Consider the following 15,019-nt stretch of genomic DNA (forward strand, 5'->3'; position numbering starts at 1 on the left):
GGGCGTGGTGGAGGACCTAGTGGATCAGCAGCACGACCCGGGCGCGACCGCGGGGGTCGAGCGGGTGGTGCGGCTGGACGGCCGGGAACTCCCGCTGGAGGACCTCGACGCGATCGCCCACGGTCGCGCGCGGCCGGTCGTGGACCGCGCGGTGCTGGCCTCGCTCGGCGCCCTGCACGCGGCGATGGAGACGGCGCGCAACGAGGGCACGGTCTACGGAGCGACGACGGGGGTGGGCGCCAACAAGGACGTCGACGTCGACGAGGAGCAGGGCGAGCACCCGCGCGCGCACGGGCTGCGGCTGCTGCGCTCGCACGCGGCGTCGCTCGGACCCGTCGAGGACGAGCCGACGACGCGGGCCGCGCTCGTCCTGCGCCTGAACCAGCTGCTCGCCGGGGCCCGCGTGGGAGCGGGAGCAGGGGTGAGCCCGGCCGTGCTGAGCGCCCTGTCCGACGCCGTCGAGACCGGCGCCCTGCCGACGCTGCACCGGTTCGGCGGGATCGGGACGTCCGACCTGGCCCCGCTCGCCGAGCTGGGGCTGACGCTCGTCGGGGAACGCCCGTGGCGCACGGGGTCGGTGCCGCCGGTGGCGCTGGGGGCGGCGGACGCGCTGCCCCTCATCTCCTCGCACGCGCTCACCCTGGCGACGGCCTCGCTCGCCCTCGTCCGGTTGCGGCAGCTGCTGGTCGCGGGGCTGGGCATCTCGGCCCTGTCGTTCCTCGCCCTGCGCGGCAACCCCCAGGCCTGGTCGCCGGCGGTCCACGCGGCGCGGCCGCACGCCCGGCAGCCGGAGGTGGCCGCCGCCCTGCACGCCCTGGTGGACGGCGGGCCGGAGCCGACCCGGCTGCAGGACCCGTTCGCGCTGCGGACGGCACCGCAGGTGCTCTCCCCCGCGTTCGCGGCCGCGGACCTGCTGGCGGACGTGCTGCGACTGGAGGCCTCGACGCCCGGGGAGAACCCGCTCGTCTCGCGCGAGGGGGTCTTCCACCACGGCCAGTTCCACGCGGCGTCCCTCGCGACGGCCCTGGACACGTTGCGCGCCACCACCTACGGCGTCCTGACGCTGTCGGCGGCGCGGCTGGCGCTGCTGCTGCGGCCGGAGCACACGGGGCTGCGCGCCTTCCTGGCCGCGGGGCCGCGCGGGAGCTCGGGCCTGATGATCGGCGAGTACGTCGTGCAGGACGCCCTCGCGGAGCTGCGGCCGGCGACGGCGCCCATGACCGCGGGGACGGTGTCGATCTCGCTGGGGCTGGAGGAGCACGCGAGCTTCGCGACGCAGGGGGCGCGGGCGTTGCGGCAGACCGCCGACCTGGCCCCGCTCGTGCTGGCGGTCGAGGCGCTGGCCGCGGTCCGGGCCCTGCGGGCGGCCCCGGACCGCCTCTCCCCCGGAGCCGCCGCGTTGTTCGGCGTCTTCGACGAGGTGCTGGAGCGGGACGCGCGCGACGCGCCCATCGGCCCGGACGTCGAGGCCGTCGTCGCGCGGGTGCCCGACCTGGCGCTGCTGCTACGGCTCGAGGGGCCGTAGCTCGTCGGCGTAGCTGACCGACGTCCGGCGCAGGACGCCGGCGGGCGAGATCGAGTACTGGCCCATCCGCCACAGCGGCGGGGAGTAGGCGTGGATCGAGACCGACCCGTCGACGGCGCCGCTCATGCGGTGGATGTGGTCGGGACCGAAGCCGAAGGAGCGGCCGGCCGGGACCGTGCGCACGACGGGTTCCCCGCCCATCCGCGGTGTGGCCTCGAGCACGGCGCCGCGCGTCACGGCGACGGCACCGGAGGAGGTGTCGTGGTCGTGCCACCCCGTGTCGTCGACGGTGTTCCAGCACAGCAGCCAGACGTCGAGGTCGCCGTCGCGGTGCAGGGAGGCGAAGTGCCGTCCGCCCGTGTCGTGCCGGACCAGGTGCGCCCACGCCTGCGGGCGGCGGGCGGCCTCCTCGACCCAGGCCTTCAGCTCCGCCGGGCCCAGGACCCGGCCGGGGGCGGGCGGCAGCCCGGGGTCGGTGCTGGTGGTCGTGGTGGTCACGGTCGGCTCCCTTCGAGCAGGTGGGCGGGGTTGGTGACGGTGAGGGCGTGGGCGAAGGCGGCGCCGAACCCGGGCAGGTCGGCGGGGGCGAACGGGTCGGCGTAGGGCCGGTCGCTGCCGAGCACGACCGGGTCGACGCCCACGACGCGGACGAGCGCATCGACCGCCCGCGCGCCGTAGGAGCTGGTCTCGTAGTGCACGAGCGGGTCGAGCGCGCCGAGCGCCCCGCCGCGGGCGGTGAGCCGCTCGTGGTGCAGGGGTGCCAGGCCCGCGAGCGCCACGAACGCGAGACGCAGGGTCGGGTGGCTCGCCCGGCCGGCCGCGTGCCACGTGCACCACGCCGCGTGGAGCTGCTGGACGTACGGGACGACGGCCGGCCACCAGCCGGGGGCGTCCACGGGCGCGCCCGCCGGGCCGGGGTGGACGAGCAGCGGCTTCCCCGCGCGCTCGCACGCCTCGAGCAGCGGGCCCACGCGCTGCAGCGCGGCCGGGTCCGCGAGCGCCGTGGCGGGCAGCTGCAGGCCGACCACGCGGTCGCGCCGGAGGAGCCCGGCCAGGCCGGCGGGGTCGACGTCGTGGACCCCGGCCGCCGCCCAGACGCCGAAGGGGTCGGGCAGGGCGCACGCCCCGTCGTGCCACGCGTCCAGCAGCGGTCCAGCCTCCTCGCCGGGCAGGTGCTCGACGCCGAGGGGTGAGGACAGCGAGACGAGCGCCCGGGCCGTGCCCTGGGCCCGTTCGAAGGCGGCGCGGCGGGTGACGTCGTGGGCGGCGGGGTCGACGGGGTACGGCGCCTCACCGGCCAGGTGCAGCGTCCAGCCGTCGAGGAACGGGGGTGCGCTGCGGGCGCGGAGGGCGTCGACGAAGGGGGCGGGCCAGAGGTGTTGGTGGCAGTCGGTGCGCACGCCACTCCCCTCCGTCGCTAGTGAAGCGCTTCACTCTCTAGTGAAGCGCTTCACTCGGAAGTCGTCAAGCAGGTCACGGAGGCCCACGGGGACACCCGCGCACGCGATGCTGGTCTCGTGCAGCCACCCGTCGACCCGGTGCTGGCGCTCTGGGCCGGACTCGCCGGCCCGGGCGCCGCCTTCCACGACGGCCCTGCCCTGCGTCCCCTCGTCACCGCCACGGCGGGGATCTGCCCTCCGGGGTGGTGCGGCGTCGTGAGCGTCGGCGACCGGCACCTGGCCACCGCGCCCGATGCCCGCCGCGCGCTGGCCCTGACGGACGCTCCGGCCGGGGACCCGAGCAGCATCGCGACCGAGGTCCTCGGTCCGGCGCACCTCGCCTACCTCGACGGACCCCCGTCGACGACGCCGGCCGAGCGGGTCCGCACCGACCGACCGGTCGACGCCCTGCTCCAGGCGTGCTCCCCCGCCGACGTCGACGAGAGCGGGCTGGCGGACACCACGTCCCCCACGTTCGTCGTCCTGCGCGACGGTGTCCCCGCCGCCGCCGCCGGCTACCAGCGCTGGAGCGTGGCGGGCGGTCCGGCGGTGGCGCACCTGTCGGTCCTCACCCACCCCGCGTTCCGCGGGCACGGACTGGCGCGGGCGGTCGGTGGCGCGGCCACCGCGCACGCGCACTCCCACGGACTGCTGTGCCAGTGGCGCGCGCGACCCGAAGCCTCCCTGCGGGTCGCCCGCGCCCTCGGGTACACCGTCCTGGGGTCGCAGCTCAGCCTGCTGGTCCCCTGACCACCGCGCCCCCGGGTGTGCGCCCACCCGCCCGGTTACTGTGCAGCCGTGCCGAGGGACGCGCGCAGGACCCTGCAGGACGTCGCGGACGCGGCGGGGCTCTCGCTGGCGGCGACGTCGTACGCGCTGCGCGGGACGCGCGGGTCGGCCGCGACCATCGAACGCGTCCAGGCCCTGGCCGACGAGCTCGGGTACCGCGTCGACCCCATCGCCCGGGCGCTCGCGAGCGGACGGACGGGGACGATCGGGATCAGCGGATCGCTGCGGGACCTGTGGCAGCAGGACCTGTCCGTCCAGCTCACGCGCGCCCTGCGCACGGTCGACCGGGACGCCTCCATCGCCGACGCCGACGCCGACCCCGCCACCGAACGCCGTGTGCTGGAACGGTTCGCGGCGCAACGCGTCGACGGCGTGCTGGCCTCGCCCGTCGACCCCTCCGGCGAGCACTGGCGCCTGCTGGACGCCTCGACGGCCGTCGTCTCCATCGGGGACGCGCTCACCGCCCGCCCGGGCAGCGGGGCGGTGCTGTTCGACAACCGGTTCGGCGTCGCGGCCGTCCTGGAGCACCTGCACGACCTCGGGCACCGCCGGGTCGCCCTGCTGACGCCGTCCTTGCCGACGACCCCCGGCAGGCCGTCGGAGCTCCTCGCGGTGGACCTGGCCGCGCCGCTGGGCGTCGACCTCGTGGTGGTCCCCGCCCCCGCAAACCCCGAGGGGGCGACCGCTGCCGCCGCCGGGGTCCTCGCCGCCGCGGACCGGCCCTCGGCGGTGTTCTGCCTGTCGGACTCACTCGCGTTCGGCGTCTACCGCGCCGCCGCGGACCTGCGACTGCGGGTGCCCGACGACGTCTCGGTCGTGGGGTTCGACGACCACCAGCTCGCCGCCCTCGTGGCCCCCGCCCTCACGACCGTCTCGTGGGACGAGGACGCCATCGTGGCGGCGGCCGTCGAGCAGCTCCTCGCCCTGCAGGAGCACGGCCAGGCGCCGGATCCCGTGACGTTCCGCCCGCACCTCGTCGTCCGGGGGTCCACCCGCTGAAGGGTCCTCAGAACCGCCCGTCGCGGAGCAGGTCCACCACCCGGTCGACGTCCTGGCCGTAGGGCCGGTCGGTCACGACGGGGTCGACGGAGTCGCCCAGGGCGGCGGCCAGCGAGTCCAGAGCCGTCGTCACCTCCTCCGACACCCCGGCCAACCCCCCGCGCAGCAGTCGCGCCCGGTGCACGGCGAGGAGTTCGACGGCCAGCACCTCGCGCAGCCCGTCGAGCAGTTCGCCCAGGCACTCGGCCGCCTCCAGCCCGAAGCTCTGCACGTCCTCCTGCCCGAGCGACGTCTCGACCGCACCCCCGAGCGCGGGGACGGCGAACCGCCGCAGCCGGTGCACCACGCCCACCGCCCGCTTGTGGAGAGCGACGAGGCCGGCCTGCACGCCCGGTTCCGGCGACAACTGCGGGGTCAGGCCGGTCAGCCGCGGGTCCAGCGTCCGGTGCGTCCGCGCCGCCGACGTCTCCGCGACGTGCAGCAGCGCGGCACCGAGCGCGCCCGAGGACGCCGCCAGTTCCGTCCCGGCGAAACCCGCCGTGCCCGCGAAGGACCCGTCGTCGAGGAAGACCGGTGAGTCGGTGACGCCGTCGAGGGCGCGGTCGGCCGCGTCGGCCAGGTCCCGGGTGCGCCGCCGCGCCACCGCCAGCGCCGCGGGCGCCACCCGCACGGACAGCGGCGCCTGCAGCCCGGCCGCGGTCGGTGCGGGACGCAGGGACCGCAGCCGCGTGTGCACGTCGTCCAGCACGTGGTCGGCGCGGGCGAGCCCGGGACGGACCGGGTCGAGGCTGGCGCGCAGCACCTCCGCGGTCGCGGCCAGGACGCGCACGCACTGGTCCAGCAACAGGTCCGTCGCCGCGGTGTGGAGCAGGGCGAGCGCCGTCGCGACCGGCACCCCCTCGAGGAAGGCGACGCCCTCCTTGGCCCCGAAGCCGAACGGGCCGGCGTCCCGCCCGTCGAGCGTCCGGCCCGCGCCGAGGACCACGGCGCCGGCGTGCGCCAGGGGGATGATCTCCCCCGCAGCCCCGTTGCCGCGCAACGGGATGCAGGGCAGGACATCGCGGTCGAGGAGCTCGGTCAGCCGCACGCACAGCCCCGGCGACACGGCGGCCTCGGGGTGCAGGAACGTCCGCAGCCGCACGGCCAGCACCGCCCGGGCCTGCGCCGGCGTCAGCCACGGCGCCGACCCGACGGCGCGGCCCACGACGAGGTTCTCCTGGTGACGGGCGCGAGCGGCGGCGTCGAGCGTCACCCCGGCCAGGGCGCCCATGCCCGTCGTGACGCCGTACACCGGACCCGACGTCTCCAGGGCCCGCAGGAGTTCCTCCCGGCGGCGGCCCAGGGCGGCGAGGAGTTCGGTGGACAACTCCACCGGGGCGCCGGCGGCCACGCGCCGCACGGCGTCGGCGTCGAGGTCGGAGCCCCGGTGGAGGACCACCTCAGGAGGACCGCTGGGGCTTGCGCAGGACCGACAGCGCGGGCCCGTGCAGCGGCGACGTCTCCCACCGTCCCGTGAACGTGCCGTCCGAGAACGTCAGGTGCAGCAGGTGCGGGGTCTCGGCGAACCGGACGTCGACGCGGTCCCCCGCCCCGGAGACCGACAGCGGACCGGTGTCCGCCCAACGGCCACGTCCGACGGCCGCGCGCAGTTCCGCACCGCAGTCGGTGAGGACGAGTTCCCCGCCACGGACGGAGACGGCGGTCAGGGTCGGGGGCTCGCTACCGGGGGCGGCGCTGAACTCGCCCTCGACCACGTCGGAACCCTCCAAGGGCGCCAGCGCGAGCGAGGACGTCCGGCGGGCCAGCGCCTCGTCGTGCGCGGCGGCGTCCGCGGGCAGTTCCGGGTCGGACACCGCGGGCAGCAGGTGCTCCCACGCCGCGTCGAGCACGGCCTGCATGTCGGGGCTCTGCGACGTGATGGCCACGACGACGTCCTGCTCGGGCAGCACGACGCAGAACTGGCCGTAGGCGCCGTCGCCGCGGTACCCGTGGCGGGCGATCCAGAACTGGTAGCCGTAGCCCTGCTGCCAGTCCGGGTTCGCGTTGAACGAGGCGTTGTCGACGTGCGAGGTGGTGGCCTCCTCGACCCAGCTCTCCGGCAGCAACCGCCGCCCCTCCCACACCCCGCGCTGCAGGTACAGCTGCCCGAGCGTGGCGATGAGTTCGGTGGGCGCGTGGAAACCGGAGAAACCCAGTTCGCGGCCCTGGCCGTCGGACAGCCAGCCGAGGTTCTCGACGTCCACCCCGAGCGGGTCCAACAGCCTGGGGCGCAGGTACTCCAGCAGACCCTGGCCGGAGGTGCGCTGGACGATCGCGGAGACCGAGAACGTGCAGGGCTGGTTGTAGCAGAACAGGGTGCCCGGTTCGGCGTCCGGCGGGATCCGCAGGAAACCCCGCACGATGTCGCCGGTCGGGTCGGCGGAGGCCTGCTCGATCGTCTCCTCGCGGTGACCGCTGGCCATGTTCGCGACGTGCCGGACGAGGATGCGCCGCGACCGCTCGTCGGTGACGTCGGCGTCGAACTCGGGGAAGTACGACAGCACGGTGGCGTCGAGGTCGACGAGCCCCTCGGCCACGGCGAACCCGAGGGCCGTGGACGTGAAGCTCTTGGACAGCGAGTAGAGCAGGTGCGGGCGGTCCGGGTGGAACGGCGTCCACCAGCCCTCGGCCACGACGTGACCGTGCCGCAGGACCTGCAGGCTGTGCGGTTCGACCCCGGCTGTGCTCTCGAGGGCGTCGACGAACGCGGTGAGGCCGCGCGCGTCCACCCCCTGGGCCGACGGGGTGCTGCGCGGGAGGGACCGCGAGGACACGTGGGTGGCTTCGGTGCTCACGCGGTCGACTCTAGGCCGGGCCCTGCCGAAATGCGGTTGCGGGGTCCCGGTGCCCCGGCGCACCATCGTCGGGTCCTGGTCCCCACCCGAGGAGCCGCTGCGGTGCTCATCTGACGTGCCCCGATCCCCCGGACCCGCCGACCCACACCTCGCGCGGGCCCTCTCGGTACACGTCACGAGGAGACCGCATGCCCGCCACCGGAACCACCACCAGCACCACCACCAGCCTGTCCCTGACCGGGGTGACGAAGGGCTACAGCCACGTCCCCGTCCTGCAGGACGTCTCCCTCGCCTTCGCCCCCGGACGGGTGAGCGGCGTCATCGGCGAGAACGGTTGCGGCAAGTCGACGCTGCTGCGGCTGCTCGCCGGCGTCGAGGCGCCCGAGGCCGGCCGCGTCGTGGCGACGGCGGCGGGCGGAGCGGGCTACCTGCCGCAGGACGCGGGAGCCCCCTCGGACACCACCGTGGGCGCGGTGCTCGAGGCGGCCTCCGCCGAGCTGACCGCCCTGCGCCGGCGGATGCGGGAACTCGAGGACGCGATGGCGTCGGGAACGGACCTGGACCCCGTCCTGGCGGAGTACGGCGACCTGCAGACGCGGTTCGAGCTGCGGCACGGCTACGACGCGGACACCCGGCTCGAGCAGTCGCTCGCGGGTCTGGGCCTGCCCCGGCTCGACCGGGAACGCCCCGTGGCGACCCTGTCCGGTGGCCAGCGCTCGCGCCTGCACCTCGCGGCGCTGCTGGCCGCAGGGCCGGAGGTGCTGCTCCTGGACGAACCGACCAACCACCTCGACGCCCAGGCTGCGCGGTGGCTGGAGCAGCACCTCGTCACCCGCCCCGGCACGACGGTGGTCGTCTCCCACGACCGGGAGTTCCTCGACGCGGTCGCCGGCGAACTCGTGGAGGTCGACCCGGACCGCGAGCGCGGCGTCGCCCGCTACCCCGGTGGGTACGCGGACTACCTGCAGGCCAAGGCGAGCGAACGCGCGCGGTGGGAGCAGGCCCGCGCGGAGTGGGAGTCGGCGGTCGACCGGCTGGCCACCACCGGCGACGCCACGGCCCGCGCCGTGAACCACGCCCGCGAGCGGCCGGACAACGACAAGATGCAGTACGGCTACAAGGGCGGGCGGGTGCAGGAGTCCCTCGCGGCGCGGGTGCGGGCCAACGCCGAGAAGCTGCGCCGGCTGCGGGAGGCGGAGGTCCCGCGGCCGCCGGACCCGTTGCGCTTCGTCCCCCCGGCCGGGGCCTCCGGCCGTCGCGGGTCCGTCCACGCCGAGGGCGTGTCGGTGGCCGGCCGGCTGGCGCCGGTCGACGTCCACGTCGGACCCGGGGACCGGCTGCTGGTCACCGGCCCGAACGGCAGTGGGAAGTCGACCTTGTTCGACGTGCTGACGGGAACGCTCGCCCCGGACACCGGCACCCTGCGACGGCGCGGACGCACCGGTCTGCTGCGGCAGGATCCGGCCACCGACGGGCTGGACCGGACCGTCCTGGCCGCCTTCGCCGCCGGCCGCCCCGGCAGCGCCGACGAGCACGCCCACCGGTTGCTCGGGATGGGCCTGTTCGACCGCGAGCGCCTCGGCGTCCCCGTGCGCTCGCTGTCCACGGGCGGACGGCGACGGCTCGACCTGGCGCGCCTGCTCGCCGACCGGCACGACGTCCTGCTCCTCGACGAGCCGACGAACCACCTCGCGCCGCAGCTGGTGGAGGAGCTGGAGGCCGCGATCGACGCGTTCGCCGGGGCGGTCGTCGTCGTCAGCCACGACCGCTGGTTCCGCCGGTCCTTCCGCGGCGACGTGCTGGACCTGACGGGGGTGAGCTGACGTGCTCCTCCTCGTGACCGGGGCCAGCGGCCAGGGCAAGTCCACGGTGCGGCGCGCGGTCGCCCCGCGACTGGCCGACGAGGGGGTGGAGTGCGTGGAGTTCTCCGACCTCGTCCCGATCCCGCAGGCGCCGGACACCGCGTGGCGTCAGCGCAGCGCGGAGGAGGTCGTCCGGCACGCGCTGACCCTGGAGCGGTCCGGCCGGCACCTGCTCTTCGCCGGGGACCCGCTGGCCCCCGGTGAGGTCGTCGGCGCACCGTCGGGGCCGGCGCTCGGGGTCTTCGACGTCCTGCTGCTCGACGCCGACGAGTCGACGCAGACGGCACGGCTGACCAGCCGGGGTCCGGTCGACGGGGCGCTGGAGCACCACGTGGCGTTCGCGACGTGGTTCCGGGGGCACGTCCGCGACGCCGCCCACCGCTCGGAGGTCCTCACCGCCGACGGCTGGGACGGCCTGGCGGCCGAGCGCCTCGTGGGGCAGCCGTGGCGGGCCGCGGTGCTCGACACGACGGACCGGAGCCCAGACGCCGTCGCGGACGCCGTGGAGGCCTGGGCCCTGCGGTGCCTCAGAAGAGGGCGCGGGTGAGCGCCTGCCGGGCCTTCACGACGCGCGGGTCGGCCGCCCCGACGACGGCGAAGAGGTCGACGAGGTGGGTGCGGGCCGCGTCGCGGTCCTCCCCCACGGTGCGCTGCACGATGCCGAGCAGGCGGGCGAACGCGTCCTCGACGTGGCCCCCGACGAGGTCGAGGTCGGCCACGACGATCTGGGCCTGCACGTCGTCGGGGGCGTCGGCCGCGGCGGCCCGCGCCTGGGCCAAGTCCACACCGGCGACGCGGCGCAGGACACCGACCCGGGCCAGGCCCTCGGTCGCCTCGGCGTCGCGGGGGTCCTGGGCCAGGGCCTTGGTGTACGCGGCGGTCGCGGCGTCGAAGTCGCCGGCCTCGACGGCGGCGAGGGCCTCGGCGTGCAGCGGCGGGACCGGCGGCGCGGCGGGCTCGGTCTCGGCCGTCGTGGCGGTGCCCTCGACCCGGCCGGTGACGCCGTTGGCCTCGGCCACCCGCAGGACCTCCTCCAGGACCGGGCGGATCTCCTCGGCCGTGGGGTAGGACCCGGTGAACAGCGGGATGGGCTGGCCCTTGACGATGGCCGCGACGAGCGGGATCGCCCTGGCCTGCAACGACTGCACGAGCGACTGGGCCAGACCCGGCTCGGCCTGGGCGTCGATGCGGCCGAGCAGGAAGGCACCCGCGTACTCGTCGGCGAGGGCCTGCAACGCGTCGGCGCCGGTGTCGTAGCCCTCGGCCCACAGGTCCAGGACCAGGGGGACCTGGACGGAGCTCTGCACGAGCTCGGCGAAGGTCTCCTCGGTGACGTCGACGACGAAGGGGGACCCCTGGGCCACCGCGTCGGGGTCGGCCGCCGCGCGACGGGCGACCTCCTCACGACGGGTGTTGCGGGCCGCGAGGGCACCGAGGTCCACCGCTCCGCGCAGGTTGAGCTTGGCGCTCGGGGGCGTCGGCTGGGTCGTCATGCGCCACACCTTCTCACGAGGCTCCGCGGCCGGGTCTCAGCCGGTGGTCACCTGGACGGGACCGCTCTCGGCGGCCACGACCTGCGCCTGGACCTGGCCGCCGCCGGCCCCCGGCGGCACCGAGAACACGACCACCTCCTGGCGCGTGACCGTCGCCCGCAGCGCCTCGTCCGTCCCGGCGAGCGCGGCCAGCGCGGGCTCCAGCTTCCCGGCGCGCCCGCCGGCGGGGCCGGCCGACGTCGTCGACCACGAGTAGGCGGCGACGACGAGCGCGCCCCCGTCCCGCGTGCGGACGGCGAGGACCCCGTCCGGCAGGACCGATCGCTCCTGGGTGAACGTGCCGCCCGCCGCCTGCAGGGAGGCGACCTCGGCGGCCGTGGCCGACTCCACGCCCGACCGGTAGGCGTCGGGGGCGAACTCCCCCGCGTAGGCGCTCGTCGTGCCGTTGGTCAGGAGGTCGCCGTAGTGCGCGGCGAGGTCGGCAGGGGTGGCGAGCAGGTTGGTGTCCTCGTCGGGCGCGACGACGGCGACACCGTCGGCGGGCGCCGCCAGGGTGGGCAGCGAGGCGCCCGGCAGGAGGGTCGGCGTGGCCCAGACCGTGTACGGACTCCTGGCGTCGGACGTGCGGAGCACCACGAGGGAGGGCGCCTGGTCGGCTCCCGGTGCGGTGACGGTCGCGAACCAGCGCGGGAAGTCCTCCTCCCGCGGCAGGATCGAGGTGATCGCCTCCACGTCGTCGGCGCCGCCGGTGTCGGCCGGTGTCGCCCCCGCCGCGGCGATGGTGTGCGCCGCGGTGCGCAGGGCCAGTTCGGGGCCGCTGACCCGGGCGGCGAGGGCGGCAGGGTCGGCCGTCGCCGGATCGGCTCCGGCGTCCAGCACGGCGGTGGCGGCCGCCACGACGCGACCGGCCTGCGCGGGCTGGACGACGAGGGGTTGGCGGCCGGTGTCGGCGGGGGCCGACGACGTCGGCAGCTGGGCGCAGCCGGCGAGGACGGTGGCAGTGGCCAGCGATGCGAGGGCCACGAGGGGACGGGTGGGACGGTGGGTCACGCGCGCCTCCGGGCGTCGGGCCGGGACCGGCGGGGGGCGAGGAGGACGCCGAGCGCGCCGAGCAGCGCCAGGACCCCGCCCGACACGACGAGGGGGATCCCGGCGGGGTGACTGGCGGCGCGGCCCTCGGCGTGCCAGCTGAGCCGGACGGTCCCCGGCGCGGCGGCCACGCCGTCAGTCGCCGTGAACAGCACGATCCCGCCGCCGTCGCGGTAGTCCGCGTCCGAACCGGTCGGCCAGGTGAGGGTGGCCGAGCCCCGGCCGGTGGTGCTCGCGAGCCAGACGTCGGCCGTGCGCGGATCGGTGGCGGCTCCCGAGCCGGTGGTGCTCGTGCGGGCCCGCGGGTCGGACAGCTCCCCCGTGACGGCCTCGACGTCCGTGTGCCGGGCCTGCGCCAGCCAAGCCTCCGCGTCGTCCGCGCGGGCGACCGCGACGAAGACGTCGGCACCGTCGGCGGCCTGCGCGGAGATGCGGGCGTCCGGACCGGACAGGTCGACGAGGCCGGGGCTCGTCACGACGGCGATGCCCGGGTCGTCCGACCGCTCGACGACGTCGATGGTCGCGGGCGGGGCCAGCACCGTCAGGAGGGCTGCGCCCGTGAGGCCGGACACGAGGCCGACGACGAGCAGGAGCCAGGCGACGAGTCGTCTCACCGTGCGCGGTTCCTTCCCGGGGGCGGGTCGTGGGCAGGTTGGGGCGGGGGGTTCGACGGGCCACCCTAGGCCCACCGGGTGGTGGTCCAACCCGCGTGCCCACTCTGCGTCACGACGGGACACACGCGGGGTGGCGGATGTGGTGCACGCCACGTCCGATCCGGTGAACCCCACGTCCGGGAACCTCGTGTCCCGGTCGTCGGACGGGTGCCCAGCGCCCGTCCGACGCCGTGCGGGACCCCTTCCGCACGGCACCCCTGCCCGCCCGAAGAGCCACCCGGCTCCCTCCCGACGCAGAGGACGACGAATGAGCACTCCGACCCCCACCCAGGACCGCACCGACGCACCGCGGCTGGCGCACACCCCGACGCCGCTCGCCTCGACGGGGCTGCTCGCGCTCCGCCTCGTCGCGGGCGTGCTGCTCCTCGTGCACGGCGTCCCGAAGCTGCAGGACCCCGCGATGGCCACGGGCTACGCGGCCTCGCTCGGCGTCCCAGCCCCCACGTTCCTCGGCTGGCTGATGATCCTCGGCGAGCTCGGCCTGGGCACGCTGCTCATCCTCGGCCTGGCGACCCGCATCGCCGGCACGCTGCTGCTCGTGCAGATGACGGCGACGTGGGTCCTGGCGCACGCGCCCCAGGGCTTCCTCGTGGACGGCCAGATCAACGGCGAGAACGCGCTGCTCTACGCGCTCCTGGGCCTGACCGTGGCCCTGACCGGGCCGGGTCGGTTCAGCGCCGACGGCCTGCTGCTGCGCCGCCGCCGCTGACGGGACGGCCGACCCCCGGTCCGGGGGTCGGCGTCCCCGGGTGTCCCTCCCCGGTCACTGGCCGCGACCGGCCTCGCCCTGGGCCCGTTCGACGGCCGCCTCGAGACGTTCGAGCTTGCCCTCCATCTCGCCCGTGCGGCCGGGACGGATGTCCGCCTTGAGCACGAGGGAGACCCGCGTCCCGTGCCGGCCCACGGCCTCGGTCGCGCGCTTGACGACGTCCATGCACTCGTCCCACGACCCCTCGACCGTGGTGAACATCGAGTCGGTGCGGTGCGGCAGCCCACTGCTGCGGACGACGAGCACGGCGTCGGCGACGGCGGCGCTCACGGAGTCGGCCTCCTCACCCACCGGGACGGGACCACCGGACGGGGCGACGGAGAAGGCGACGATCACCGGCGTGACGCTACGCGACCGGCGTGCCCGTGTCCCGCCCGGTTCGCCCACCTCGCGCGGTTACGCTGCGCAGGTCCCTTCCGCCCTCGCCCTCGCCGGAGGTCCGCCGGTGTCCACCGACTCCCACGACGCGTTCAGCATCGTCGTCCGCGGTTACGAACGCAGCCAGGTCGACGCCCGCCTGAAGCACCTCGACGACGCCCTCTCCGAGGCCCGCGCGCGGGTCGCCCAGGTCGACCACGAGAAGTTGCAGGCCCAGGAGAAGCTCGCCGAGGCCCAGAAGGAGCTGCGCGAGCACGAGAAGCCCTCCTACGCCGGGCTCGGCGCCCGCATGGAGAAGCTCCTCCGGCTCGCCGAGGACCAGTCCTCGGAGATCCTGCGCTCGGCCCGCCGCGACGCGGACCGGCTGCGCGAGGAGGCCCGCGCCGAGGCGTCGAGCACCCGCGCGCAGGCCGACGAGGACGCCCGCCGCCGCACCGGTGAGGCCAGCCGCGACGCCGAGGAGATCGTCTCCCGCGCCAAGCACCAGGCCGACGGCATGGTGGACGCCGCCCAGCGCACGGCCGCCGAGCTGACGGCCGCCGCCCACCGGCAGGCCGAGCAGCTCATCGCCGCGGCGCAGCACGAGACGGCCGAGACCATCGCGGCCACCGAGCGCCAGGTCGCCGCCCTGCGCACCCAGACCGAGCGCGAGGTCATCGAGCTGCGCTCGAGCACCGACGCCCGCGTGCGCGAGCAGGAACTGGCGCTGGCCGCGGCCCGCGAACAGGCGGCCGAGGAGGACCGGCAGCGCCTCGAGGTCGCCGCGGCCCGCACCGCCGCCCGCATCGCCGAGGCCGAGCAGCGTGCGGCCGAGGCCGAGGAGCGCGCGCGGGAGGCCGTCGAGGCGGCCGAGTCCATCCGCGCCGACGCCGTCGCTCAGGCCGCGGTGCGCGCCGAGACGGCCCGCCGCGAGTCCGACGAGCTGCTCGCCGACGCCCGGGCGCGCGCCCAGGCGATGGTCGAGACGGCCCGCGAGCAGGCCGAGCGGTCCCGCAGCGGGGCGCAGTCCGAGGTCGACGAGCTGATGAACCAGCGCGACCAGATCACCGACCAGCTCGACGACCTGCGGGGTCTGCTGGGGCTCGCGCCCAAGCTGCCCGCCCGTGAGAACGCCCACGAGGTGGACGTCCGCGACGAGGAACCGGTGCAGCAGCCGGGCTGACCGGTC

The 15,019-nt window shown here is 76.3% G+C and carries 15 protein-coding genes; 7 read left to right on the plus strand and 8 right to left on the minus strand.

Annotation, left to right across the window (positions count from 1 at the left end; all coding sequences use genetic code 11):
• The first annotated feature begins 19 nt into the window (after window positions 1-19).
• Window positions 20-1,525 (plus strand): aromatic amino acid lyase, encoded by a 1,506-nt coding sequence (locus tag ACFEMC_RS13240; protein WP_380170065.1) that lies wholly within the window; start codon window positions 20-22, stop codon window positions 1,523-1,525.
• Here ACFEMC_RS13240 and ACFEMC_RS13245 read toward each other — a convergent pair.
• On the minus strand, window positions 1,505-2,023 hold the full coding sequence (locus ACFEMC_RS13245) for a cysteine dioxygenase (protein WP_380170066.1): 519 nt from the start codon (window positions 2,021-2,023) through the stop codon (window positions 1,505-1,507). The two genes, ACFEMC_RS13240 and ACFEMC_RS13245, sit on opposite strands and share 21 nt — an antisense overlap.
• On the minus strand, window positions 2,020-2,925 hold the full coding sequence (locus ACFEMC_RS13250) for an amidohydrolase family protein (protein WP_380170067.1): 906 nt from the start codon (window positions 2,923-2,925) through the stop codon (window positions 2,020-2,022). Before ACFEMC_RS13250 ends, ACFEMC_RS13245 begins: the two co-directional genes overlap by 4 nt.
• Before the next feature lie 117 nt (window positions 2,926-3,042).
• Here ACFEMC_RS13250 and ACFEMC_RS13255 point away from each other — a divergent pair, with 117 nt between their 5' ends.
• Both ACFEMC_RS13255 and ACFEMC_RS13260 read left to right on the plus strand, forming a co-directional pair.
• Window positions 3,043-3,714: a GNAT family N-acetyltransferase gene (locus ACFEMC_RS13255; RefSeq protein WP_380170068.1), complete on the plus strand. Its 672-nt coding sequence runs from the start codon at window positions 3,043-3,045 to the stop codon at window positions 3,712-3,714.
• A 48-nt stretch (window positions 3,715-3,762) separates the two neighbouring features.
• Window positions 3,763-4,752 (plus strand): LacI family DNA-binding transcriptional regulator, encoded by a 990-nt coding sequence (locus ACFEMC_RS13260; RefSeq protein WP_380170069.1) that lies wholly within the window; start codon window positions 3,763-3,765, stop codon window positions 4,750-4,752.
• Between the two features lie 7 nt (window positions 4,753-4,759).
• Here ACFEMC_RS13260 and ACFEMC_RS13265 read toward each other — a convergent pair whose 3' ends face one another.
• Complete coding sequence (locus ACFEMC_RS13265) at window positions 4,760-6,190, minus strand: aromatic amino acid ammonia-lyase (RefSeq protein ID WP_380170070.1); 1,431 nt, start codon at window positions 6,188-6,190, stop codon at window positions 4,760-4,762.
• Window position 6,191: 1 nt separating this feature from the next.
• Window positions 6,192-7,586 (minus strand): serine hydrolase domain-containing protein, encoded by a 1,395-nt coding sequence (locus ACFEMC_RS13270; RefSeq protein ID WP_380170071.1) that lies wholly within the window; start codon window positions 7,584-7,586, stop codon window positions 6,192-6,194.
• Window positions 7,587-7,774: 188 nt separating this feature from the next.
• Here ACFEMC_RS13270 and ACFEMC_RS13275 point away from each other — a divergent pair, with 188 nt between their 5' ends.
• A complete protein-coding gene (locus tag ACFEMC_RS13275) occupies window positions 7,775-9,409 on the plus strand; it encodes an ABC-F family ATP-binding cassette domain-containing protein (protein WP_380170072.1) in 1,635 nt (544 codons plus the stop codon).
• A 1-nt stretch (window position 9,410) separates the two neighbouring features.
• Entirely contained in the window at window positions 9,411-9,995 is a 585-nt protein-coding gene (locus ACFEMC_RS13280; RefSeq protein WP_380170073.1) for a hypothetical protein, read from the plus strand.
• Here the strand turns inward: ACFEMC_RS13280 and ACFEMC_RS13285 are convergent.
• The 3 genes from ACFEMC_RS13285 to ACFEMC_RS13295 are packed head-to-tail and all read right to left on the minus strand — an operon-like array spanning window position 9,976 to window position 12,644.
• Entirely contained in the window at window positions 9,976-10,941 is a 966-nt protein-coding gene (locus tag ACFEMC_RS13285) for a co-chaperone YbbN (protein WP_380170074.1), read from the minus strand. The genes ACFEMC_RS13280 and ACFEMC_RS13285 overlap by 20 nt on opposite strands.
• 36 nt (window positions 10,942-10,977) lie before the next feature.
• Complete coding sequence (locus tag ACFEMC_RS13290) at window positions 10,978-11,991, minus strand: hypothetical protein (protein WP_380170075.1); 1,014 nt, start codon at window positions 11,989-11,991, stop codon at window positions 10,978-10,980.
• Window positions 11,988-12,644, minus strand: a complete 657-nt coding sequence (locus ACFEMC_RS13295; protein WP_380170076.1) for a hypothetical protein — start codon at window positions 12,642-12,644, stop codon at window positions 11,988-11,990. The genes ACFEMC_RS13290 and ACFEMC_RS13295 overlap by 4 nt, the downstream gene beginning before the upstream one ends.
• 307 nt (window positions 12,645-12,951) lie before the next feature.
• Between ACFEMC_RS13295 and ACFEMC_RS13300 the strand changes: the two genes are divergently transcribed.
• The gene (locus ACFEMC_RS13300; protein WP_380170077.1) at window positions 12,952-13,413 is read left to right on the plus strand and encodes a DoxX family protein; all 462 of its coding nucleotides are present in this window, start codon (window positions 12,952-12,954) and stop codon (window positions 13,411-13,413) included.
• A 54-nt stretch (window positions 13,414-13,467) separates the two neighbouring features.
• On the opposite strand, the gene ACFEMC_RS13305 is transcribed toward ACFEMC_RS13300, so the two are convergent.
• Window positions 13,468-13,809 carry an MTH1187 family thiamine-binding protein gene (locus ACFEMC_RS13305; RefSeq protein ID WP_380170078.1) on the minus strand — a complete coding sequence of 114 codons (342 nt, stop codon included), beginning with the start codon at window positions 13,807-13,809 and terminating at the stop codon, window positions 13,468-13,470.
• A gap of 109 nt (window positions 13,810-13,918) precedes the next feature.
• On the opposite strand from ACFEMC_RS13305, the gene ACFEMC_RS13310 reads away from it, so the two are divergent.
• Complete coding sequence (locus ACFEMC_RS13310) at window positions 13,919-15,013, plus strand: cellulose-binding protein (protein ID WP_380170079.1); 1,095 nt, start codon at window positions 13,919-13,921, stop codon at window positions 15,011-15,013.
• The last annotated feature ends 6 nt before the right edge of the window (window positions 15,014-15,019 follow it).

The sequence above is a fragment of the Kineococcus sp. DHX-1 genome, assembly GCF_042473625.1.
Taxonomy (GTDB): Bacteria; Actinomycetota; Actinomycetes; order Actinomycetales; family Kineococcaceae; genus Kineococcus.

Excerpts from the sequence above, each read along its gene's own strand:
- ACFEMC_RS13285 (WP_380170074.1), bottom strand. The coding sequence starts at position 10,941 with ATGACGACCCAGCCGACGCCCCCGAGCGCCAAGCTCAACCTGCGCGGA.
- ACFEMC_RS13275 (WP_380170072.1), top strand. The coding sequence starts at position 7,775 with ATGCCCGCCACCGGAACCACCACCAGCACCACCACCAGCCTGTCCCTG.
- ACFEMC_RS13300 (WP_380170077.1), top strand. The coding sequence starts at position 12,952 with ATGAGCACTCCGACCCCCACCCAGGACCGCACCGACGCACCGCGGCTG.